General features: G+C 70.6%; 18 protein-coding genes and 2 pseudogenes. 7 read left to right on the plus strand and 13 right to left on the minus strand.

The features are described from left to right. Positions 1-118: 118 nt before the first annotated feature. The 7 genes and pseudogenes from ACFWHU_RS30430 to ACFWHU_RS30460 form a co-directional block, all read right to left on the minus strand. Positions 119-1528, minus strand: coding sequence for a GH1 family beta-glucosidase (locus ACFWHU_RS30430; protein ID WP_385798656.1), 1410 nt, complete (start codon positions 1526-1528; stop codon positions 119-121). 84 nt (positions 1529-1612) lie between these two features. Then, a complete protein-coding gene (locus ACFWHU_RS30435) occupies positions 1613-2734 on the minus strand; it encodes an ABC transporter ATP-binding protein (protein WP_387228689.1) in 1122 nt (373 codons plus the stop codon). Then, complete coding sequence (locus ACFWHU_RS30440) at positions 2731-3858, minus strand: ABC transporter permease (RefSeq protein WP_387228691.1); 1128 nt, start codon at positions 3856-3858, stop codon at positions 2731-2733. The genes ACFWHU_RS30435 and ACFWHU_RS30440 overlap by 4 nt, the downstream gene beginning before the upstream one ends. Positions 3859-3861: 3 nt before the next feature. Further along, positions 3862-4842, minus strand: coding sequence for an ABC transporter permease (locus ACFWHU_RS30445; RefSeq protein WP_385798662.1), 981 nt, complete (start codon positions 4840-4842; stop codon positions 3862-3864). Next, positions 4839-5978: an ABC transporter ATP-binding protein gene (locus tag ACFWHU_RS30450; protein ID WP_385798664.1), complete on the minus strand. Its 1140-nt coding sequence runs from the start codon at positions 5976-5978 to the stop codon at positions 4839-4841. Before ACFWHU_RS30450 ends, ACFWHU_RS30445 begins: the two co-directional genes overlap by 4 nt. Positions 5979-5990: 12 nt before the next feature. Continuing rightward, on the minus strand, positions 5991-7661 hold the full coding sequence (locus ACFWHU_RS30455) for an ABC transporter substrate-binding protein (protein ID WP_387228693.1): 1671 nt from the start codon (positions 7659-7661) through the stop codon (positions 5991-5993). Positions 7662-7966: 305 nt separating this feature from the next. Continuing rightward, positions 7967-8941: pseudogene (locus ACFWHU_RS30460) on the minus strand (LacI family DNA-binding transcriptional regulator); the annotation flags it as partial. 344 nt (positions 8942-9285) lie between these two features. Here ACFWHU_RS30460 and ACFWHU_RS30465 point away from each other — a divergent pair. Beyond that, on the plus strand, positions 9286-11133 hold the full coding sequence (locus ACFWHU_RS30465) for a ricin-type beta-trefoil lectin domain protein (protein WP_387228733.1): 1848 nt from the start codon (positions 9286-9288) through the stop codon (positions 11131-11133). Between the two features lie 101 nt (positions 11134-11234). Here the strand turns inward: ACFWHU_RS30465 and cimA are convergent, their stop codons facing one another. From cimA to ACFWHU_RS30490, 5 genes and pseudogenes are all read right to left on the minus strand, one after another. Next, a complete protein-coding gene (gene cimA / locus ACFWHU_RS30470) occupies positions 11235-12842 on the minus strand; it encodes a citramalate synthase (protein WP_385798668.1) in 1608 nt (535 codons plus the stop codon). Positions 12843-13191: 349 nt separating this feature from the next. Next, complete coding sequence (locus ACFWHU_RS30475) at positions 13192-13791, minus strand: TetR/AcrR family transcriptional regulator (protein ID WP_381902082.1); 600 nt, start codon at positions 13789-13791, stop codon at positions 13192-13194. 160 nt (positions 13792-13951) lie between these two features. Further along, positions 13952-15055, minus strand: coding sequence for a branched-chain amino acid aminotransferase (locus ACFWHU_RS30480; protein WP_385798673.1), 1104 nt, complete (start codon positions 15053-15055; stop codon positions 13952-13954). Positions 15056-15280: 225 nt separating this feature from the next. Then, a pseudogene (locus ACFWHU_RS30485) lies at positions 15281-16241 on the minus strand (3-isopropylmalate dehydrogenase). A 162-nt stretch (positions 16242-16403) separates the two neighbouring features. Beyond that, positions 16404-16535, minus strand: coding sequence for a hypothetical protein (locus tag ACFWHU_RS30490; RefSeq protein ID WP_385798677.1), 132 nt, complete (start codon positions 16533-16535; stop codon positions 16404-16406). Positions 16536-16828: 293 nt separating this feature from the next. Here ACFWHU_RS30490 and ACFWHU_RS30495 point away from each other — a divergent pair, with 293 nt between their 5' ends. Together ACFWHU_RS30495 and ACFWHU_RS30500 are read left to right on the plus strand one after the other, a co-directional pair. Further along, entirely contained in the window at positions 16829-17167 is a 339-nt protein-coding gene (locus tag ACFWHU_RS30495) for a PadR family transcriptional regulator (RefSeq protein ID WP_385798679.1), read from the plus strand. Then, positions 17164-17958 (plus strand): hypothetical protein, encoded by a 795-nt coding sequence (locus ACFWHU_RS30500; RefSeq protein WP_387228696.1) that lies wholly within the window; start codon positions 17164-17166, stop codon positions 17956-17958. The genes ACFWHU_RS30495 and ACFWHU_RS30500 overlap by 4 nt, the downstream gene beginning before the upstream one ends. Positions 17959-17986: 28 nt before the next feature. Here ACFWHU_RS30500 and ACFWHU_RS30505 read toward each other — a convergent pair whose 3' ends face one another. Then, positions 17987-18532, minus strand: coding sequence for a GNAT family N-acetyltransferase (locus tag ACFWHU_RS30505; protein ID WP_387228698.1), 546 nt, complete (start codon positions 18530-18532; stop codon positions 17987-17989). A 100-nt stretch (positions 18533-18632) separates the two neighbouring features. On the opposite strand from ACFWHU_RS30505, the gene ACFWHU_RS30510 reads away from it, so the two are divergent. From ACFWHU_RS30510 to ACFWHU_RS30525, 4 genes are all read left to right on the plus strand, one after another. Beyond that, on the plus strand, positions 18633-19208 hold the full coding sequence (locus tag ACFWHU_RS30510; RefSeq protein WP_385798685.1) for a CDP-alcohol phosphatidyltransferase family protein: 576 nt from the start codon (positions 18633-18635) through the stop codon (positions 19206-19208). Continuing rightward, complete coding sequence (locus ACFWHU_RS30515) at positions 19205-20083, plus strand: phosphatidate cytidylyltransferase (RefSeq protein ID WP_387228700.1); 879 nt, start codon at positions 19205-19207, stop codon at positions 20081-20083. Before ACFWHU_RS30510 ends, ACFWHU_RS30515 begins: the two co-directional genes overlap by 4 nt. Continuing rightward, positions 20080-21549 (plus strand): lysophospholipid acyltransferase family protein, encoded by a 1470-nt coding sequence (locus ACFWHU_RS30520; RefSeq protein WP_387228702.1) that lies wholly within the window; start codon positions 20080-20082, stop codon positions 21547-21549. Before ACFWHU_RS30515 ends, ACFWHU_RS30520 begins: the two co-directional genes overlap by 4 nt. A 70-nt stretch (positions 21550-21619) precedes the next feature. Then, positions 21620-22453 (plus strand): DUF1206 domain-containing protein, encoded by an 834-nt coding sequence (locus ACFWHU_RS30525; protein ID WP_385798691.1) that lies wholly within the window; start codon positions 21620-21622, stop codon positions 22451-22453. The last annotated feature ends 57 nt before the right edge of the window (positions 22454-22510 follow it).

Genomic DNA, 22510 nt, shown 5'->3' on the forward strand with positions numbered 1-22510 from the left:
AGCGATGTCCGTACGGGGGTGTTACCGCGATCGATGCGTGCGGGCGGACGGGTCCCGCCCCCGCCCCGTGGGGTTGCCGTCGCCGGGGCGGGAGCGGGAGCCGGGGTCCGGTCGGGACCTATCGCGCTTCGCGGGTGAGTCCGATCGTGTCGCGGTACCACTTGGCGCTGTCCTTGAGGGTCCTGACCTGGGTGTCGTAGTCGACGCGGACAATGCCGAAGCGCTTGTCGTAGCCGTACGCCCACTCGAAGTTGTCCATCAGCGACCAGGCGAAATAGCCGCGTACGTCGGCGCCCTGTGCGCGCGCCTCGGCGACGGCAGCGAGATGGTCCGCGAGGTACGCGGTCCGGTCCGCGTCCGGGACGGAGCCGTCGGCGGCGACGGTGTCGTCGAAGGCCGCTCCGTTCTCGGTGATGACGGTGGGGATGGCGTAGTCCTCCTGGACGCCCAGGAGGAGGTCGGTGAGTTCGGTCGGCGTGATCTCCCAGTCCATGGCGGTACGGGGCAGGTCACGGGGCACGCCGCGGGTGACGGGCAGCCCGTTGTCGTCCACCGGGGAGCCGCTCTCGGTGACGCCGGAGAACAGGGCGCCCCGGTAGAAGTTGACGCCGAGGACGTCCAGCGGATCGGCGATGATCTCCAGGTCGCCGTCCTGGACGGGAAGTTCGGCGCCGCGCAGCGCCAGGTCGGCGACGACGTCCTCGGGGTAGCGGCCGTGGACGAGCGGGTCGAGGTAGAGGCGCCGGCCCTGGCCGTCGGCGCGGCGGCACGCCTCGCGGTCGGCCTCGCTGTCGGTCTCGGGCGTGGCCGTACCGAGGTTGAGGGTGATGCCGAGTTCGAGCGGGTTGTCGCCGGCGGCGTCGCGGATGCGCCGCGAGGCGAGTCCGTGGCCGAGCAGGAGGTGGTGCACGGCGCGGATGGAGTCGCCGAAGTCCTTGCGGCCGGGGGCGTGGACGCCCGCGTCGTAGCCGAGGACCGCCGAGCACCAGGGCTCGTTGAGCGTGGTCCAGTGCTTGACGCTGTCGCCGAGCGCGTCGTAGGCGAGCGCCGCGTAGTCGGCGAAGCGGTAGGCGGTGTCACGGGCCGGCCAGCCGCCCGCGTCCTCCAACTCCTGCGGCAGGTCCCAGTGGTAGAGCGTGATCCAGGGGGTGATGTTCCTGCCGTGCAGCTCGTCGACGAGGCGCTTGTAGAAGTCCAGGCCCTTCGCGTTGGCCGGCCCGCGCCCGCCGGGCTGGATGCGTGGCCAGGCGAGCGAGAAGCGGTACGTGTCGACGCCGAGGCCCGCGATCAGCTCCACGTCCTGCGGCATCCGGTGGTAGTGGTCGCACGCCACGTCACCGTGCTCACCGCCTTCCACCGCACCCGGTACCCGGCAGAAGGTGTCCCAGATCGAGGGGGTCCTGCCGTCCTCGGCAGCCGCTCCCTCGATCTGGTAGGCGGAGGTGGCGACGCCCCAACGGAAGTCGGCGGGCAGGCCCTTGATCGCCGCGGCGGGGCGGGCGAGGTCCTGGACGGGGGTGGCGTTCATGGGTCTCCTGGTTCATCGATGAGCGCACGGCGCGGGCGGGGCGCGTGGAGCGCGAGGCGTGGCCGGGGGTGGTCGGTAAGCGGATCAGCCGGAGCGGGCCGCCGATGTGTCGTCGGCCGGTTCCGGGGCACCGGCGTCGGGCTCGGGCCCGGAGGCCTTCGCGAACGCCGGGGACCGCGCGGCGGAGGCGGCGGGCGGGGACTGGTGGAGCCAGCAGGCCACGGTGCGTTCGGGCGCGCCGTCCGGGGCGGTGTCCGGCGCGGACAGCGCCGGTACGTGCTCGGAGCAGGGGTCGAACGCCTTGCCGCAGCGTGGATGGAAGGCGCAGCCCGTCGGCATCGCCGTCAGGTGCGGCGGCGAGCCGGGGATGCCGGTCAGTTCCCTGCGGGGGCCGTGCAGGGCGGGGAAGGAGTGGAGCAGCCCGTCGCTGTAGGGGTGGCGTGGGTCGCGGTAGATCTCGGCGGCGCCCGCCTCCTCGACGATGCGGCCGCCGTACATGATCGCGATCCGGTCCGAGAACTCGATCAGCAGCGAGATGTCGTGGGTGATGAAGACGACCGAGAAGCCCAGCTCCTCACGGAGCGCGACGAGCTTGCGCAGGATCTGACGCTGCATCACTACGTCGAGCGCGGTGGTCGGTTCGTCCATGATGACGATCTCGGGCTCCAGGGCGAGCGCCATCGCGATCATCACGCGCTGGCGCATGCCGCCCGAGAGCTGGTGCGGGAACGCGCCGAGCCGGTCGCGGGAGATGCCGACCAGGGTCAGCAACTCCTCGGCGCGCGCGGTGCGCTCGGCCGACCTCATGGCCGGACGGTGCGCCTTGAGGACGTCGGTGAGCTGACTGTGCACCGTGTGCACGGGGTTGAGGGAGTTCATCGCGCCCTGGAAGACGATCGACAGCTCCTGCCAGCGGAAGGCGCGCAACTGCTGCGGCGTGAGCGCCAGCAGGTCCACCGGGGCGGCGTCGTCCCCCGGCGGTTGGTAGTGGACGTCGCCGCCGGTGATCACGCCGGGCGGGGAGAGCAGCCGGGTCACGGCGTAGGCGAGCGTGGACTTGCCGGAGCCCGACTCGCCGGCGAGGCCGAGGACCTCGCCGCGGTGCAGGGTCAGGTCGATGTCGCGCAGCGCGTGGACCGCGCCGGGGCCGGTGCCGTAATCGACATTGAGGCCGCTGATGGTGAGGACGGGGCGACCGGTCGTCATGCGCGGGGCTCCTTGTCGGGCGTGCGGTCTGGCGTCCGTGCGGGGGTGTGTTCGGGCGGGGCGGCCTCGGCGGGGCCGCTGCCGTTGGCGCCGCTCTTCGCGAGGCCGGTGCCCCGCGACCCGTTCGCCCCGTTCGCCCCGTCGGCTCCGTCGGCCGACCCGTTCGTACGGTCCGTGCGCGCCACAGGCGTGAAGCCGACCCGCATCCGGATCTTCCGCGAGGCGCCGGTCTCGGTGCGCAGCCGCGGGTTCACGAACTCGTCGATACCGAAGTTGATCAGCGCGAGCGCGGTGCCGAGGAGTGCGATGCAGAGCCCGGCGGGGACGAACCACCACCACGCGCCCTGCGCGAGCGCCTGGTTGGACTGCGCCCAGAACAGGACGGTGCCCCAGTTCCAGTTGGAGATGTCGGCGACGCCGATGAAGGCGAGGGTGATCTCCAGCAGGACGGCGAAGATGACGGTGCCGACGAAGCCGGACGCGATCACGGCGGTGAGGTTCGGCATGATCTCGAAGCCGATGATCCGCCACGTGGGTTCGCCGGTCGCCCGCGCCGCCTCGACGTAGTCGCGCTTGCGCAGTGAGAGCGTCTGGGCGCGCAGCACTCGCGCTCCCCAGGCCCACGACGTGAAGGCGATCACGGCGGCGATCAGCAGGTCGCCCGCGTCGGAGACGAAGCTGGCGATGATGATGATCAGCGGCAACGCCGGGATGACGAGGAAGATGTTGGACAGGGCCGAGAGGATCTCGTCCATGACGCCGCCGAGGAAGCCGGAGGTGACGCCGATCAGCACGGACAGGACCGTGGCGAAGAATCCGGCGATGAAGCCCACCAGGAGCACGCCCCGGGTGCCGACGAGGATCTGCGACAGCACGTCCTGACCGGTCTGTGTGGTGCCGAACCAGTGGTCGCCCGACGGGGGCTGGAGCAGCTGGTCGCTCATCATGTCGGGGTCGTACGGGGCGATCCAGGGGCCGATGACCGCGAGCAGGGTGAAGAACCCCAGGATCGAGATCCCGGTGAGGGTCTTGCCTCCGCGCAGGAAGCGCAGCCTGGCTCGCTTGGAGGGCGTCGGCGCCGGAGCCGCGTCGAGTACGGCGACCTCTGTTGCGGGAATGGACATGGCTCAGGCCTCCTTCCGGGTGCGCGGGTCGAGGAAGAGATAGACCAGGTCCGCGAGCAGGTTCGCCGCGAGCACGGACAGCGTGATGATCAGGAAGACGCCCTGCATCAGCGGATAGTCCTTGGCGCCGACGGCCTGGAAGAGCTGATAGCCGATGCCCGGATAGGAGAAGACCATCTCCACCAGCAGCGTGCCGCCGACGATGAAGCCCAGCGAGAGGGCGAAGCCGGAGATGTTGGGGAGGATCGCGTTGCGCGCGGCGTACGAGAACATCACGCGGCGCTCGGAGAGTCCCTTGGCCTGCGCGACCATCACGTAGTCCTCGGACGAGACGGTCACCATCATGTTGCGCATGCCGAGGATCCAGCCGGCGATGGCGCTGAGGACGATCGTGACGCCGGGCAGGAAGCCGTGGTAGAGCGCGCTGGAGATGAACGGCACGTCGAACGCGGGCACCAGCGAGCTGTCGTAACCGCCGGCGGCCGGGAAGATCGGCCACTTCACGGCGAACAGGGCGATGGCGATGAGCCCGAGCCAGAAGTACGGGATCGAGGAGATGAACGTCGTGACGGGCAGCAGGCTGTCCATCCAGGAACCGCGCCGCCAGCCGCTGTAGACCCCGATGCCGGTGCCGAGCAGAAAGCTGATCAGGGTGGTGAGGCCGACCAGTACCAGCGTCCAGGGCAGCGACTGCGAGATGACCTCGCTGACGGGCGTCGGGAAGAAGGTGAAGGAGAGCCCGAGGTCGCCCTGGAAGAGCTGGCCCCAGTAGTCGGTGTACTGCTGCCAGAGCGAGCGTTCCTTGTCGAGGCCGAAGAGGGCCTTGAGCGAGGCGATCGCGCTGGTGTCGAGCTGGCCCTGGAACCGGGCGATCAGGGCCTGGACCGGATCGCCGGGCATCAGCCGCGGGATCAGGAAGTTGATGGTGATCGCCGCCCACGCCGTGATGACGTAGAAGAGGATCCGCTGGAGGACGAACTTCACTTCGCCGCCACCTCCGTCGTGCTCGCGGTGGGGCCGGAGCCCGTGGTGCCGGCGGCGCCGTCGCCGTCCGCGGGGGCGCCGGGGACGGCGGTGGTGACGGGGCGGTCCTCGTACAGCCAGCACGCCGCCCACTGGCCGCCGTCGAGCTCGAAGCGCGGCGGCAGTTCGGTGCGGCAGCGCTCCATCGCCTTGGGGCAACGGGGGTGGAAGCGGCAGCCCCCCGGCGGGGAGATGAGTGAAGGGGGCTCGCCGCTTCCGGTCTCCTCCTGGTCCTCCTCGTCCGCGATCCGGTCGGGGTCGGGGGCCGAGGCGATCAGCAACTGGGTATAGGGGTGGGCGGGTTGCTGGGTGACGGTCTCGCTGTCGCCGCCCTCCACGATCCGGCCGGCGTACATCACCAGGGTCGTGTCCGCGAAGTACCTCGCGGACGCGATGTCGTGCGTGATGTAGAGGATCGCCAGGTGCAGACGCTCCTTGAGGTCACGCAGCAGGTTGAGTACGCCGAGCCGGATCGAGACGTCGAGCATCGAGACGGGCTCGTCCGCGAGGAGCACCTTCGGGTCGGCACCCAGCGCCCGCGCGATGGCGACGCGCTGGCGCTGGCCGCCGGACAGCTCGTGCGGGAATTTGTCCAAGTACTGAAGAGGTGGCAGCAGTTGGACGCGTTCCAGCAGTTCGCACGCCTGCGCCTCGGTGGCCTGCTTGCCGTGGATCTTCAGCGAGCGGGTGAGGTGGTAGCGCACGGTGTGCACGGGATTGAGCGAGGCGAACGGGTCCTGGAAGATCAGCTGGACCTGTTTCACGTACGCCCGGAAGGACCGGCCGCGACCAGCCTTGACCGGGGTGCCGCCGAGCCGTATCTCGCCCTCGGTGAGCGGATACAGCTGTGACAGCAGCCGGGCCACCGTCGACTTGCCCGACCCCGACTCCCCGACCAGCGCCGTGACGCTGCCGCGCCGCAGGCGCAGCGACACGTCGTCGACGGCGTGGACGGTACGGCGTCGGCGGCCGAAGAGGTCGCCGACGGTCCGTCTGACGGGGAAGTGCTTGGTGACGCCGAGCGCTTCGAGCACGATGTCGTTGTCGCCGGCCCGGGTGGATCCGCTCTCGGCGGGGTCTCGGTCGTGGTTGGTCATCGGCCGGCCTCGTTACTTCGCGGGCTTGAGGTGCAGTACGACGTCCAGCGCGTTGGGCTGGGTCGGCTGCGGCGGGGCGTACGGGTCGGCCTCGGTCGGCCACCCCACCCAGTTCTTCGTGGAGTACTCCGCCCCGATGGGCGCCGCGGCCGTCGGGATCATCGGGACCTCGTCCACCATGATCTTCTGGATGGTGTTGAGGGCCGTCGTACGCGCGGAGTCCTCCGTCGCGTTGGCGTACTCCTTCAGCGCCTTGGTCGCCTCGGGGCTGTCGAACCGGCCGAAGTTGCCGAGCGGCGCGTTCTTGCCGATGGGCTGGAGCAGCGCGCCGTCCATGATGTTCTGGTACATGTCGTACGGCGTGGCACCGGAGTTGGTCCAGTGCAGCGTGGCGTCGAAGTTGCCGTTGCCGACGTCGGCGGTCCACGCCTCGGCGGTCTGCGTCTTGACCTTCGCCTCGATGCCCAGGGGCTTGATGTTGTCCTTGATGATGGACAGACCCGTGATGTAGTCGTTCCAGCCGGCGGGGTCGGTGAAGGTCAGCTTCACGGCCTTGCCGTCCGGGTCCTTCAGGACACTGCCGTCGAGCTTGTAACCGGCCTCGCCCAGCACCTTCTTGGCGCCGGCGACGTCGGGCTTGATCGTGACGCCCTTGTACTCGGGGGCGAGGAAGGACTCACCGGCGGGCAGCGGGATGCCGGTCGGGTTGGTGATCTCCGGGTAGAGCGTGGCCTGCGCCTGGATGTGGATCGCCTTGCGGTCGATCACCATGGCCATCGCCTTGCGGAGCGCCGGGTCACCGAGCGGGCCCTTGGTGGTGTTGAACCACAGGCCGTGGATGCCGAGTCCGGAGGGGAACCAGAGCTTGTTGTTCTTGGGGTCCTTGGCGACGTACAGCTGCTTGTAGTTCGGCATGAACACGAACGACCACTCGGCCTTGCCGTTGGCCAGTGCGGTGGTCTGCGCGCTGTTGTCGTTGTACGAGGTGAAGCGGAGCTCCTTCACCTGCGTCTTGCCCTTCCAGTAGGAGGACGTGGTGTCGAGCGTGGTGGTCTGCGGCGTGAACGTCTTGAGCTTGTACGGTCCCGAGCCGAGCGGCTCGCGGTTGGGCCAGGTCGCCGGGTCCTTGACCTTCTCCCAGATGTGCTTCGGCACGACGAACGTCGTGGTGATCTTGTTCTGGTTGACGAACTGCGAGTCCTTGAAGGTGAGGACGACCTTGCCGCCCTCGACGGTTATGCCGTCGTAGGGCACACCGTTGCCGTTGAGCGCCGGGAACTTCTTGATCAGCCCGAAGGTGAACGCCACGTCCTCGGCGGTCAGCTTCTTGCCGTCCGACCACTTGGCCCGCTCGTCGATGGTGAAGGTGACCTTGGTGAAGTTCTCCTCCCACTTCCACTCGCTCGCCAGCCAGGGCTTGCCCTTCTCGCTGGGACGCACCAGGTTCGTCATCACCAGGGGCTCGTAGATCATGTAGCGGTAGCCGAGCGACGCGCCGGCGGAAGTGCCGAGGAACGGGTTGCTGTTGTTGGTCTGCGGGCCGTTCGGCATACCGACGGTGAGGACGCCGGAGGCGCCGCCTGATGACCGGTTGGCATCCGAGTTGGCCGAGGAACATCCGGCGGCGAGCGCGGCCACGACGGTGGCGGCGGCCAGCGCCCGGAGCTTGCGGTGTGCGGACATGGCGACTCCAGAAAGGGAATGCGGCTCTGTGGGACGGCGGGCCGTGGGGCTGTGGGCCTGGGACCGGGTTCTGGTGCGGGTACCAGGTGCCGTGTGCGGGTGTGCGGGTGCGCTGAATTACGGGTGTGCCTGGATGGGACTGTGCGACGTTGCGGCTGTGCGGCGTGGCGCGTGTGCACGGTGGGAGCTGTGCACCGTTACGGCGTTGCGGCTGTGCGTTACGCGGGTACCGAGCCGACGGGATGGGCGGTCGGCGAACTCCCGACGGAAGCACCGGAGTTGCTCCCGGACCTCACCCCCGCCAGCGGCGCCGACTGCCGTACGACCAGCTCGGTGGGGAGAACGACCGGTTCGTCCGGCGCGGTCGTCCCTCCCAGGTGCCCGAGCAGCATCCGCGCCGCCGTCTCCCCCATCCGCCGGGTGGGCTGGCGGACAGTGGTCAGGGGCGGTTCGGTGTGCCGGGCCATCGGAATGTCGTCGAACCCGACCACGGCGATGTCGTCCGGCACCGACCGTCCCGCCGCGCGCAACGCTCTCAGCGCCCCCGCGGCGCTGATGTCGTTGTGCGCGAAGACGGAGTCGAACGGGGTGCCGGCGGCGAGGAGTTGTTCGACGGCGAGGCGCCCGGACAGCTCCGTGAAGTCCCCCACGGCGACCAGGTCGGTCGGGAGGATCTCGCGGAAGCCGCCGAGCCGGTCACGTACGCAGCCGAACCGCTCCGGCCCCGTGATGACCAGGGGTCTGCTGCGCCCGTCGGCCAGCAGATGGCGGGCGGCGGACGCACCTCCTTCGTGATTGGTGGTCACGACGGAGGGGAATTCGTCGGGGTGGCTGCCGCGGTCGTCGATGAGCACGACCGGCAGCCCCTTGTGACTCAGGGCGATGATCTTGTCGAGCGTGTTCTCGGGTTCGACGACGAGCAGTCCGTCGAAGGCCCGCGCGGAGACCTGGGTCGTGAAGCGCTCGACGGAGTCCGCGCCGCGGTTGAAGGTGAAGAGCAGCAGGCCGTAGCCCGCGGCCTCCACCGTGTCCACGACGCCCTGAAGGACCTCGCCCATCCACGCCCAGGTCAGCGAGGGCACCAGCATCCCGACCGTACGGCTGTTGCCGCGGGCCAGTCCGACGGCGCCCGAGCTGGGCACGTATCCAAGAGATGCGATCACGTCACGGACCCGCGCGGCCGTTTTGCTGTCGACCTCGCCCTTGGTGTTGATGACCCGGGACACGGTCGTCTTGCTGACACCGGCCGCGCGGGCCACATCCGCAATGGTGACGCGCATCGGAGGGCCTCGAATCGTTGGGTGGAACCGGTTCCGGTACCGGTACCGGAACCGGTTCCAATTTGAGCGGTGAGTTAACCGGTCCAGACCAACGTCGTCAAGACTTCACACCGAAATTACTCGGGAGGTGACTCCTGGGGATCCAGAGGGGGTTATGCGTTCAGGTTCTGAATGTTCAATCCCTTGACTGGAGTTCACATCGGAGTTCACTCTCGCCTCACGATCCATGGAATACCCCCCACCCCTCTGCCAAAGAAGGGCAGCGCCCCATGATCAGACCGAGTGGCACGAGCAGACGGAGCGGCCGGAGCGGACCGGGAGGCCCACGGCGGCGGCTGACGAGGATGCTTCTCGCCGGTGTGCTCACGACGGCCGGACTCACCGGCGTCTCCGCGGGTACGGCGCAGGCGGCCGGCGAGCAGGTGAACATCTGGCTGACGACCACCAGCGACAGCGGCGGCCGCACCGTGACGCGCGGCCTCCAGCCGCAGACGCCGGTCACCTTCCAGCCGGGCAACGGCGGCAGCGGTACGAACCTCACCGTCAACGAGAACACCAAGTACCAGACCTTCACCGGCGGCGGCGCCTCGTTCACGGACACGGCCGCCTGGCTGATGAAGGGCAGCGGGGCGCTCTCCCAGGCCACGCGCGACGACACGATGCGCAAGTTGTTCTCGCCGACCGACGGCATCGGGCTCTCGTTCATCCGCAATCCGCTGGGCGGCTCCGACCTCGCGCGGTTCGGTTACACGTTCGACGACATGCCGGCCGGCCAGACCGACCCCGATCTGTCGGAATTCTCGATCGCACATGATCTCCAGGACGTGCTGCCGCTGACGAAGCAGGCGAAGCAGCTCAACCCGGCGCTGACGACGATGGCGTCGCCCTGGACCGCCCCGGCGTGGATGAAGGACAACGGCCAGCTGAACGGCGGCTGGCTGAAGGCGGAGAACTACGGCGTCTACGCCGACTACTTCGTCAAGTACCTCCAGGCGTACCGCGATCAGGGCGTTCCGATCGACTACGTCTCGGCGCAGAACGAGCCGACCTGCTGCTCGTCGTACCCGTCCATGAGCTGGAACGCCTCGGGTCTCGCGTACTTCACCAAGGCCGAACTGCTGCCCGGTCTCCAGGCCGCCGGCCTGCCGACCAAGGTCATGGCGCACGACTGGAACTGGGACACGTACGACGCCTACGCGGCGGAGACGGTGAACGACGCGGCGATCCGCAACCACCCCAACTTCGGCGGCATCGCCTGGCACGGCTACGGCGGCGACGTCAACAAGCAGACGCAGGTGCACAACCAGTACCCGCAGCTGGACGCCTTCCAGACCGAGCACTCGGGCGGCACCTGGATCGGCAATCAGCAGACCGAGGACATGTCCGACATCATCAACTACACCCGTAACTGGGCGAAGTCGGTGACCAAGTGGTCCCTGGCCGTGGACCAGAACCGAGGTCCGCACAACGGCGGCTGCGGCACCTGCGACGGGCTGATCACCGTCAACAACGGCGGTGCCCAGCACGGCCAGGTGAAGTACAACATCGAGTACTACACGATGGGGCACCTCACCAAGTTCGTGACGCCGGGCGCGCACCGTATCGAGTCCACCGCCAGCACCACCGTGCCCAACGTGGCCTGGCAGAACCCGAACGGCTCCAAGGCGCTGATCGCGTACAACGCGGCGTCGCAGGCCCGCGAGATCCGGGTCAACTGGGGCGGCCAGAACTTCGCTTACTCGCTGCCCGGCAAGACGTCGGCCACCTTCACCTGGGCGGGCGGCCAGTCCGGCGACGGCGGTGGCACCTCCGGCACCCTGAACGGTCTCGGCGGCAAGTGCCTCGACGTCGCGGGCGGGAGCGCCGCCAACGGTACGGCGGTCCAGCTCTGGGACTGCAACGGCTCACAGGCGCAGCGCTGGACGGTCGGCGGCGACGGGACGGTGCGCTCGCTCGGCAAGTGCCTGGACGTCGCGTCCGGGTCGACCGCGAACGGAGCGAAGGTGCAGCTGTACGACTGCAACGGTTCCGGGGCGCAGCAGTGGAGATACGAGTCCGGCAGCGGTGATCTGGTGAACGCTCCGGCCGACAAGTGCCTCGACATCACCGGCAATTCGTCGGCGAACGGGGCGAAGGCGCAGCTGTGGAGCTGCACCGGGGCGGCCAACCAGAAGTGGCGGCTCCAGGCGTAGCCGGGGCCCGCGGGCTCTCTCGCGGGCGCTGCCTCCTACGGAGGGGGTGTCGGTGGCCGGGCGGTCGCCGACACCCCGTACGTCCTAGGTACGAAGGTCGCCTACTCGGCCGGTTCGACTCCCGCCCGCAGCAGCCCGTAGGTGTACGCGTCCTCCAGGGCCTGCCACGACGCCGCGATCACGTTCTCCCCGACGCCCACCGTCGACCACTCCGCCGTGCCGTCGCCCGTGGTGATCAGCACGCGCGTCGTGGACTCGGTGCCGTGCTTGCCCTCCAGGATGCGGACCTTGTAGTCCACCAGCTCCAGCTTGGCCAGCTGGGGGTAGATGCGCTCCAGGCCGACGCGCATGGCCCGGTCCAGCGCGTTGACGGGGCCGTTGCCCTCGGCAGTGGCGACGATGCGCTCGCCCTTGGCCCACATCTTCACTGTCGCCTCGTTGGCGTGCGAGCCGTCCGGGCGGTCCTCGACGATCGCGCGCCACGACTCCGTACGGAAGTAGCGCCGCGCCCTGCCCTCGGCCTCCTCGCGCAGCAGCAGCTCGAAGGAGGCGTCGGCCGCCTCGTACGTGTAGCCCTTGAGCTCGCGCTCCTTGACCCGGCCGACGACGCGGCCGACCAGATCGCGGTCGTCACCGAGATCGATGCCCAGTTCCTTGCCCTTGAGCTCGATCGAGGCGCGTCCCGCCATGTCGGAGACGAGCATCCGCATGGTGTTGCCGACCTGTGTGGGGTCGATGTGCTGGTAGAGGTCGGGGTCGACCTTGATCGCGGAGGCGTGCAGCCCGGCCTTGTGCGCGAAGGCGGAGACTCCCACGTACGGCTGGTGGGTGGAGGGCGTCAGATTGACGACCTCGGCGATGGCGTGCGAGATCCGGGTCATCTCGGCCAGCGCGCCCGGCGGCAGGACCTGCTTGCCGTACTTCAGCTCCAGCGCGGCGACGACGGGGAAGAGGTTCGCGTTGCCGACGCGCTCGCCGTATCCGTTCGCGGTGCACTGCACGTGCGTGGCGCCCGCGTCGACGGCGGCGAGGGTGTTGGCCACGGCGCAGCCGGTGTCGTCCTGGGCGTGGATGCCGAGCCGGGCGCCGGTGTCGGCGAGCACGGTGGCGACCACGGCCTGGATCTGGGCGGGGAGCATGCCGCCGTTGGTGTCACAGAGGATGACGACGTCCGCGCCGGCCTCGGCGGCGGTCCTGACGACGGCCTTGGCGTACTCGGCGTTGGCGCGGTATCCGTCGAAGAAGTGCTCGCAGTCGACGAAGACGCGTCTGCCCTGTTCACACAGGTGGGAGACGGTGTCGGCGACCATCGCCAGGTTCTCTTCGAGAGTCGTGCGGAGCGCGAGCTCGACGTGCCGGTCGTGCGATTTGGCGACCAGCGTGATCACCGGGGCGCCGGACTCAAGCAGGGCCCTGACCTGTGGGTCGTCGGCGGCGGCGGCACCGGGGCGGCGGGTGGCGCCGAAGGCGACGAGCTTGGCGTGCTTGAAGTCGATCTCGCCGCGGGCGCGGGCGAAGAACTCGGTGTCCCGCGGGTTGGCGCCCGGCCAGCCGCCCTCGACGAACCCCACCCCGAAGTCGTCCAGGTGCCGCGCGATGGTCAGCTTGTCGGCGACCGTCAGATTGATGCCTTCGCGCTGGGCTCCGTCGCGCAGCGTGGTGTCGAAGACATGGAAACTGTCGTCGGTGACCGTTGGCTCTGTGGTCATACCTCTGTGGCTCCTGTCGAGTGATGGAGGGTCTGGCTCCACTGCCACCGTCTTCGCGTGCTTCCCGTTTCGGCCGGGGTGGGGCCGGAAAACGAAAAAACCCCTCGCGGGTGCGAGAGGTCTGCGCGCGGGTCTGGGGCAAGATGGCCGCTCGTACGTGGTGGTACGTGGCGGTCACTGCGGACCGGCGCGCCTGCTGCCCATAATCATGGCGAACGAGAACACGCCAGCATTCTGGCATGTTTGTCCTCCGCTGGAAGCCCCGTCTCACGATGCGGGCGATGCGGGTGCGCCTCGTGGGCGGTGCGGGTGGGATGGGACGGGGCCGAGTGGCGCCTCCGTGCCCGGCTCAGAGCAGCGAGTCCTCGATGAACTCGCGAACATGTCGCAGGACTTGGGCCCTGCCGGTGCCCGGTATGCCGACCACCACATGGACGCTGAAGCCGTCGAGCAGCGCGCGCAGCCTGGCGGCGAATCTGTCGGGGTCGACCGCCCGCAGTTCGCCGTGCGATATCCCCTCGGCGAGCAGCGCCACCAGGTCCCGGTGCCAGGACCGCTCGATCGCCGCCTGCCGGGCGCGGGCGTCGTCGTCGGCGTCCTGCGAGCGGTTCCAGACCTCCAGCCAGAGCGTCCAGTGCGGATCGCGGTGTCCGGCGGGGACGTACAGGTCGACGTACGCGTCCAGCCGCTCCCGCACCGTGGCCTGCCGGGACAGCAGGCCCCGGCGCTCGGCGCCGCGGCGGGCCTCGCTCCACTCCAGGGTCTGGAGCAGCAGCTCGTCCTTCGTACGGAAGTAGTAGAGGAGGTGCCCGCTGCTCATCCCGACGTCACGTCCGAGCCCCGCCATGGTGAGCCCGTCGAGCCCGCCCCCGGCGATGGTGTCCATGGCGGCGGCGAGCACGGCCTCGCGGGGCGGAGCGGCGTTGCGGCGGCGCGCGGTGGGTGTCACCCGTCCGTTGTACCTGATGCGGGCACACGGGGTTGCCGGTGGGTCACACAGCGAATCCCGGCACGGCGGTGCGCACGGAGCGGACCGAGGCACCGATGCGGGACATCTCTTCGGCGAGAGATGTCCCGCATCTGTCATCGGTGGAGTTACGGGCTCCGCGTCAGCCCACCTGGTGCATCCACCCGTGGACGTCCTCGGCCCGTCCCGTCTGGATGTCGAGCAGAGCCTCGCGCAGCTTCGACGTGACCGCGCCCGACTCCCCGCCCGAGTGCGTCCACTCGCCGCTGGCCGACCTGACGAGCCCGACCGGGGTGATGACGGCGGCCGTACCGCACGCGAAGACCTCGGTGAGGGTGCCGTTCTCCGTGTCGCGCCGCCACTCGTCGATGGAGATCCGGCGCTCCTGCGAGGTGTAGCCGAGGTCGCCGGCCAGTCTCAGCAGCGAGTCGCGGGTGATCCCGGCGAGCAGCGAGCCGGTGAGCTCGGGAGTGACGATCTTGTCCCCGTACACGAAGTACAGGTTCATCCCGCCCAGTTCCTCGACCCACTTGTGCTCCACGGCGTCCAGGTAGGCGACCTGGTCGCAGCCCTCCGCCGCCGCCTCGGCCTGCGCGAGCAGGGACGCCGCGTAGTTGCCGCCGGTCTTGGCGTCGCCCATGCCGCCCGGAACGGCGCGCACCCGGTTCTCGGAGAGCCAGATGGAGACGGGCTTCACGCCGCCGGGGAAGTACGCGCCGGCCGGGGAGGCGATGACCAGGAACAGGTACTCGTTCGCGGGCCGCACCCCGAGGCCGACCTCGGCCGCGATCATGAACGGCCGCAGATACAGCGACGACTCACCGCCGTGCGGCGGGACCCACGCCTCGTCCTGCTGGACCAGCGCGTCGCACGCCTCGATGAACGTCTCGACCGGCAGCTCCGGCATCGCCAGCCGGCGGGCGGACGTCTGGAAGCGCCGGGCGTTGGCCTCGGGCCGGAAGGTGGCGACGGTGCCGTCGGGGCGGCGGTAGGCCTTGAGCCCCTCGAAGATCTCCTGCGCGTAGTGCAGCGTCATGTTTGCCGGGTCGAGGGAGAGCGGGCCGTACGGGACGAGCTGCGCGTCGTGCCAGCCCCGGCCCTCCGTCCACCTGATGGTCACCATGTTGTCGGTGAAGTGGCGGCCGAAGCCGGGGGCGGCCAGGATCGCCTCGCGCTTCGCGTCGGACAGCGGATTCGACGACGGCTTCAGCGCGAGCGTGGGCAACGGTGTCGTGGGCGTGGTCATGAGTTCTTGTCCTTCACCGGTTGTGTGTGACGGACCGCGCTCACGCCGCTACAGGTACTAGGACGTCCGAGCTTTCCCTCATGCCGCGGCCCAGCGCAATTATCGCGTCCGGCGGGGCGGGGCATGAAACGGGGTGAATGCGGCCCTACGGATGATGGTGACACCCGGTGGCCGCAAAGCACAGCCGCCGGGTGCTGTGACCCGGCGGCTGTGGGAGTCGTCGGGTCAGCTCGCTACTCGTACGACGAGCGCGTCACCGATCTCGTCGGTCGTACGGCAGCAGCAGCGCGACCGAGAGGATCGTGGCCGTGGGGTCGGCCTTCCCCTGGCCCGCGATGTCCGGCGCCGAGCCGTGGACGGGCTCGAACATGGACGGGAACGCCCGGTCGGGGTTGATGTTCGCGGACGCGGCCAGGCCGATGCCGCCGGTCACGGCAGCGGCGAGGTCGGTGAGGATGTCACCGAAGAGGTTGTCGGTGACGATCACGTCGAAACGCTCGGGCTGGGTGACGAAGAAGATCGTCGCGGCGTCGACGTGCAGATAGTCGGTGGAGACCTCGGGGTACTCCTGGCCGACCCGGTCGAAGATCCTCTTCCAGAGGTGGCCCGCGTAGACGAGGACGTTGTTCTTGTGGACCAGCGTCAGCTTCTTGCGGGGGCGGGAGTCGGCACGCTCGTACGCGTCGCGTACGACACGCTCCACGCCGTACGCCGTATTGAGGCTGACCTCCGTGGCCACCTCGGCGGGCGTATCGGTGCGCAGGGAACCACCGTTGCCCGTGTACGGGCCCTCGGTGCCTTCACGGACGACGACGAAGTCGATGTCCGGGCGGCCGGCGAGCGGGGTCGCCTGGTTCGGGAAGAGCTTCGACGGGCGCAGGTTGACGTAGTGGTCGAAGGCGAACCGCAGCTTCAGCAGCAGCCCCCGCTCCAGGATCCCGGACGGCACGGACGGGTCGCCGATGGCGCCGAGGAGGATCGCGTCGTGCGTCTTGAGCGCGGCGAGTTCCGAGTCCGGGAGGGTCTCCCCGGTACGGTGCCAGCGCCTGGCGCCGAGGTCGTACTCCTTGGTCTCCAGCTTCACATCCTGCGGGAGCACGGAGCTGAGGACCTTCAGACCCTGGGCCACGACCTCCTGGCCGATGCCGTCACCGGGGATCACTGCGAGATTGATGCTGCGAGACATGACGGGCACCTTACTTCGCGTCCCAGTGCCTGACACGCGCGGTCCACGATTCGGACGATCGCGTGTTGCGCGCGGGCGTGTGCCCGTGAACGCGGCGCACTGGACGGCGACGGCGCGCAGGTACGGCGCCGTCGCCGGCGTCGACGGTGGGGCGGCCCCGACTCAGTGGCCGGTGGAGCCGCCGTTGTCCCTGCGGTCGAGGGCACGCTGGAGCGCCGCTGCGGCGTTCTTGCGGTCGGACTCACTGGCGCGGGGGGTGTGACGGACGCGGCGGCGGATTGTCGTCTCGGCCATGGTGATCGACTCCTTGAGACAGCTGAGGCATACGGCCGGGGGAAGCCGTATGAGGCATCTGCGAGGCGCCGGTTGGGCGGGGAGCACGCGCTACAGGGGTTGCCTGTGTGGGGGCGATTGCTCTCGTCCGCCGTTCGCTGGGTCGAGCGAGTCGTTCGGCTTCTACAAAGCTAAGGGAGCGAGGCCGTTCTGTCTCCACAGTTAGTCGGACGTCCTAGCATCTGAGACGGCAGCATCGATCTGGCACAGCGACCTAGATTGCATTCCTATCTAGGTGGTGGTGGAATACAGCCATGGCAGCAGACCGCAGATCCAGCTGGCTCAAGGGGGTCCTCGACCTTCTCGTCCTGTCCTGTCTCACCGACGGGGAGAGCTACGGGTACGAGATCTCCAAGGCCCTCGCCGGCGCCGGTCTCGGCGACATCAAGGGCGGGACGCTCTACCCCGTGCTCAACCGGCTCGAAGAGGCCGGACTGGTCGTCGGGGAGTTCCGCGCGGCCGAGCGCGGGCCGGGGCGGCGTTACTACCGGCTGACGGACGAGGGTCGGCGCCGGCTCGCCACCGAGAGCGGCAACTGGCTGGAGTTCCACACCACCGTGCGGAAGATGCTGAGCACCGAGGGGGCGTCATGAGCGATCGGGAGCGATCCACCACCGGGACCGGCTACTTCGAGGAACTGGCCGCCGCCCTGCGGGCCGGCGGCATGGCCGAGCGCGAGGTGACCGTCACCGTCACCGACCTGACCGCGTATCTGGCGGAGACCGGCTCCGCCGCCGAGGAGGAGTTCGGGCCGGTCGAGGAGTTCGCCGTGCGTCTCACGAACGGCGGCGACGGTGCCGGTGGCGGGCCCGAGGAGCCGGAGGCCACCGCCGAGACGTGGAAGTGGACCACCGACATCTACAACGACCGCAGGCTGTTCAACGTCTACGGCGACCAGGGCTGGGAGGTCGAACGGCTGGACGCCTTCGGCCGCTTCGTGTGCCGCCGCACCGTCGGCGCGGCGCTGCGCTGGGAGTACCGGCGCGAGGTGCTGACCGGCCGCGGGCGCGGCGCGGTGGAGTCGGAGCTCGCCCCGGACGGCTGGGAGCCGTGCGGGCAGTGGACGTACTACCTGTATCTCAAGCGGCCCACGGCGGCGAGCGCGGGACCGGCGGCGACGGTCGCCACCCGGCCCGGGACGCCGCGGTGGAGCTTCTACTTCGGCAGGAGGACACGCGCGCTGCTGGCCGTGACGGCGGTGAGCGCGCTGATCCTGACGTTCCTGTACGGCTCCGGGGCCGTGGAGTTCAACCTGGCGCTGTTCGTCCCGATCGCCGTCGCCGCGGGGATCGCCGCCCGGTCCGGTGTCCGGAAGGACGTGATCGACGGCGCCGAGGACGGAGCGACGGGCCGGGAGGACAGGGACCCGGGGAACAGGGGCTGAGCGGGGCCGCCGCCCGGCGGCCCGCGGTCTACAGCACGTCGCCGTCGCGCCAGTCGAAGATCAACGCGTCGTCGGCGGACGGGAGTTCGCGGTCCGGCACCGGCCAGAGATAGGTCGAGCCCTCCTCCTCCGGCAGCCGTACGACCCCGTCCGGGCTCAGCGCCTCGACCCGGCCCTGCCACAGGTGCCAGCCACGTGAGCGGTAGAGGCCCGCGCCGGAGTCGGAGGCGGAGAGCGCGCCGACGTCGTACGCCCGGGCGATCACCCGCTCCAGCACCTCCAGCACCCGGCCGCCGAGCCCGTCGCCGCGCCGGTCCGCGCGCACGCCGACCGCTTCGACGTAACCCACGCGGTACGACCGGCCCGCGTGCGTCAACCGGCGCTGGATCACGCTGCCGTGGGCGACGAGCGCGCCCGTTCCGTCCCGTACGAGGACATGGACGCCGCCGAGCCCGTGCGTCCAGTCCTCCTCGCTGAAGGCCCCGTCGAAGGCATCGTCCAGGAGGGCGCGGATCTCGCCGAGGGTCGCCGGGTCGAGTTCGAAGGTGTGGGCGGTGCGCAGCGGGTCTGACATGCTTCTCACTCTTTCAGGCCGGGCGCCCGCGCACGTACTCAGTGCCCGGTTGAGTAGTTGCTCCATGTCGAAAAAACGTGCCTGCCACGACAGTTGGCGCATGAACGGCCTTTACGCACTTAAGCCCTGGTACGCGTCCCGGCTCTCCGGAGTCCGGGCCGCCCTCGTCCGTCGCGAGGTGTCGCCCGACACGCTCACCGCGGCGGGTGTCGTCAGCGCGGCCGGTGCGGCCGCCGCCGTGGCGTGGCTGCCCGCCGGTCCGCTCGCCGCGCTCCCCGTCGCCGCCCTTCTCGCCGCCCGTCTGGCCTTCGCCAATCTCGACGGGGCGCTGGCCCGGGACACCGGGCGGACGACGCGGCGCGGCGCCGTCCTCAACGAACTCGGTGATCGCGCGGCCGACCTGGTCGTCCTGGCCGGCTTCGTCGCGCTGGCGCCGCTGTGGCTGGTCGCGGTCGCCGCTCTGGCGGCGACGCTCCCGTCCTGGGTGTCACTCGCGGGTACGGCGGCGGGCGCGCCGCGCCGTAACGGGGGCCCCGTCGGCAAGACCGAACGGTGCCTGCTCGTCGTCATCGCCGCCGCGACGGGCTGGGCGGTGCCGGTGCTCGTCGTGATCGCGGCGGGCTCGGCGCTCACCGCGGTCGTGCGGTTCGGCTGGGTCTGGAGGAAGCTCGCATGAGCGCCGTCATGATCGCGGGCGAGGCCGTGGGGCGCGCCGTGCCCCTCGTCGCCGGCGCCCTCGGGGCGAGCGGGATCGCGGTGGCGGCGCTGCCGTCGCGGGTCGCGGTGCGTGCGGAACTGCGCAAGAGGTGGCGGACGTGGGCGATCGCCGCTCCGGTGTTCCTCGGGGCGCTGGTCCTGGGCGCCGGGGGCGCGTTCGCGCTCGCCGCGGCGCTCGGGGTGACGGCGGTGAGCGAGTACGTGCGGATGACGGGGCTGCCGCGTGCGGAGCACGCCGTACTGGCCGTGGCCGCCGTCGTGCTCCCGGCACTGGCGTGGCTGGTACCGGACGCGGTGGACCTGCGGGCGGTCGATCTGAGGGTGGTGGCGCTGCTTCTGGTGGCGGCGGCGCTCCCGGCGCTGCTGGCCGGTGACCACGAGCGGGGCTTCACCCGCTCCGCGCGCACCGTCTTCGCCCTGTTGTGGATTCCCCTCCCGCTCATGGGACTTGTGGTGCTTCAGGACACGGCGGTCGCGGTCGGGCTGGCGGTGGCGCTCGGCGACGTCGGGGCGTGGTGCGGCGGTACGGCGCTGGGGCGGCGTGGCCCGCTCTCCCGGCCGCTGTCGCCCCTCTCCCCCAGCAAGACGTGGGCGGGGGTTCTCGGCGCGGCGGCGGCGACCGCCCTCGCCCTGGCCGCCGTCGGGGCCTTCACGCCGCTGCTGTGGGCGGCGGTGCTGGCCGGCTGCGTACTCGGCGACCTGCTCGAATCCATGGTCAAGCGGGAGGCGGGCGTGAAGGACGCGGGCAGTTGGCTGCCGGGCTTCGGCGGGCTGCTCGACCGGATCGACTCCCTGCTGCTGGCTCTCCTGCTCGCGATGGTGGTGACGGCATGACGGCACGTATCGCTTCCCGTACGGGGGCCGGGGCACGCTCGGCGCCGCGACGGCTGCGGCGCCGCCCGACGGTCGTCGGGCACCGGCGACGGCGCGCGGGCGCGGACGCGGGCACAGGTGTGGGGGAGGGTGCGGGGGCGGCGGCTGTCGCGTTCGCGGTCGGCAGCCCCGGTGATCTCTGCGGGAGCGAGGCTCGGCGGTTTCGTGGCTCCGGGCGGCGCGGTTCCGCGCTCGGCCGTGGGCGTGGGCGTGGGAGCCGCACCGTCCCCGGCGGCCCCGGCCCGGCGCAGGCGCCCGCCCTCGCGCCCTCGCGCCTCGGCGCGCTCCTGCGGCGCGCGCTGTGGTGGGTCGTCCTGACCGTCACCGGCGGCGTGCGGCGGCAGGGCCAACTGCCGCCCCGTGGGTGCGTAGTTGTGGCCAACCACTCCTCGCACGCCGATACCGCCGCGCTCCTGGCGGCGCTCGACTCCCGGCACCGTCCCACCATCGGGGCGGCGGCGGACTACTGGTTCGCCTCGCCGTGGCGACGGCGCGTCTGCCGGGTGCTCGCCGCGGGGTTCCCCGTACGGCGCACCGGCGGCGGCATGGACGACCTGATGTCCATGGCGGACGGGCTGCGGGCCGGCCGCGCGGTCGTCCTGTTCCCCGAGGGCACGCGCGGGGCGGACGGCGCGGTCGGCGCCTTCCACCGCGGCGCCCTGGTCCTCGCGGAGCGCGCGGGCGTCCCGGTCGTACCGGTGGGTATCGCGGGCACGGACCGGCTGCTGCCCAAGCACGGGCGGCTGCGTTCGTCGCTGGTGCGGGTGCGGATCGGCGAGCCGCTGCCGCCGTCGGCGACGCCGGAGGACGCGCGGGCGGCGGTCGCGGCGCTGCACGCCCGTACGGGTACGGAGCCGCCGCGCGACTCCCCCGTACGGCGCCGGGTGGCGGCGGTGGCCGCGTCCCGCTGGGGACTGCCGCTGGCCTTCGCCTGGGCCTGCGCCGAGGCGCTGAGCTGGCCGCTGATGCCCGAACTGCTGCTCGGCATCGCATGCGTGGCCCTCCCCCGCGCGGCGCCGCGGCTCTCCCTCGCCGCGCTCGCCGGAAGCCTCGCCGGCGGACTGCTGGCCCTCCAACTGGCGAACACGGGGCATCAGTTGCCCGCGCCGCTGACGACGGACCGGATGCGCGCGGAGGTCCGTCACGAGCTGGCGGCCGAGTCGGCGTCCGCCGTACGCCACCAGCCGTGGAACGGCATCCCGTTCAAGGTGTACGCCGCCGAGGCGGGCCGCGCCGACGTGCCGGCGGCCGACTGGCTCGCGGAGTCCGCGCGGGCCCGCGGCTCGCGGACCCTGACGGTCGGCGCGGTCTTCGGAATGCTCGGTCTGCTGCTGCACCGTCTCCGCCGTTACTACGGCGCGTACGTGGCTCTGCTGGGTGCCGGCTTCGCCGCCGGACTGTCAGTCATCGTGGCGGGCTGGAGCTGAGCCGGGCCGCCGCACCGTTTCCGCGCCCGCGCCGGGGGCACCCGACCAGCACCGATGGGAGGGGTGCCACATGAACGCACGCACGATGTCACTCAGAGGCCGTAGCAAGGGCCGTCAGGCGGCGAACAGTTCGGCGATGGACGCCGCGGCCCGCTGGGGTTTCGCCGCGCGCGGCGTCATCTATCTGCTGATCGGGCTGCTGGCGCTGCAGATCGCGTTCGGAGGCGGCGCCAAGCAGGCCGACCGCGGTGGCGCGCTGGCCGAGATCGGCGAGAAGCCCATGGGCTCGTTCGTCCTGTGGGCCCTGGGCATCGGTCTGGTCGGCATGTGCCTGTGGCGGCTGTCCGAGGCGCTGTTCGGCGCCGCGGGACCCGACGGCCACAAGACGAGCACGCGGCTGTTGTCGGCCGGGCGCTTCCTCTTCTACGGCTTCGTGGCCTACTCGGTCCTCACCTTCGCCGCCGGCGACAAGGGCGGCTCGTCGGGCGACGAGCAGTCGCAGGACGTCACGGCCAAGGCGATGGAACTGCCCGCCGGACAGTGGCTGGTCGGCGCGGCCGGTGTCGGCATCCTGGCCGCCGGTCTGTGGATCGGGGTGCGCGCCGCGAGGCGGTCGTACCACAAGCACCTCAAGCTCGGACAGATGTCCCGCGCGGCGAAGCGGTACATCGACGTGACCGGGGTCGGCGGCGGACTGGCGCGCGGGCTGCTGTTCGCGGCGCTGGGCTGGTTCGTGGTCAAGGCCGCCATGGACTACGAGCCCGACAAGGCGAAGGGCTTCGACGCCACGCTGCGTTCGTTCACGGACACCCCGGCCGGTCCCTGGCTGCTCGTGCTGGTCGCGCTGGGTCTGGTGCTCTTCGGGATGTTCTCGTTCGGCATGGCGCGCTACCGCAAGGTCTGAGCCGACCGGAGAGGTCGTGCCGCCGCCCTCACCTCCGTACGGAGGTGAGGGCGGCGG

The organism is Streptomyces sp. NPDC060366 (assembly GCF_042725135.1).
Taxonomy (GTDB): Bacteria; Actinomycetota; Actinomycetes; order Streptomycetales; family Streptomycetaceae; genus Streptomyces.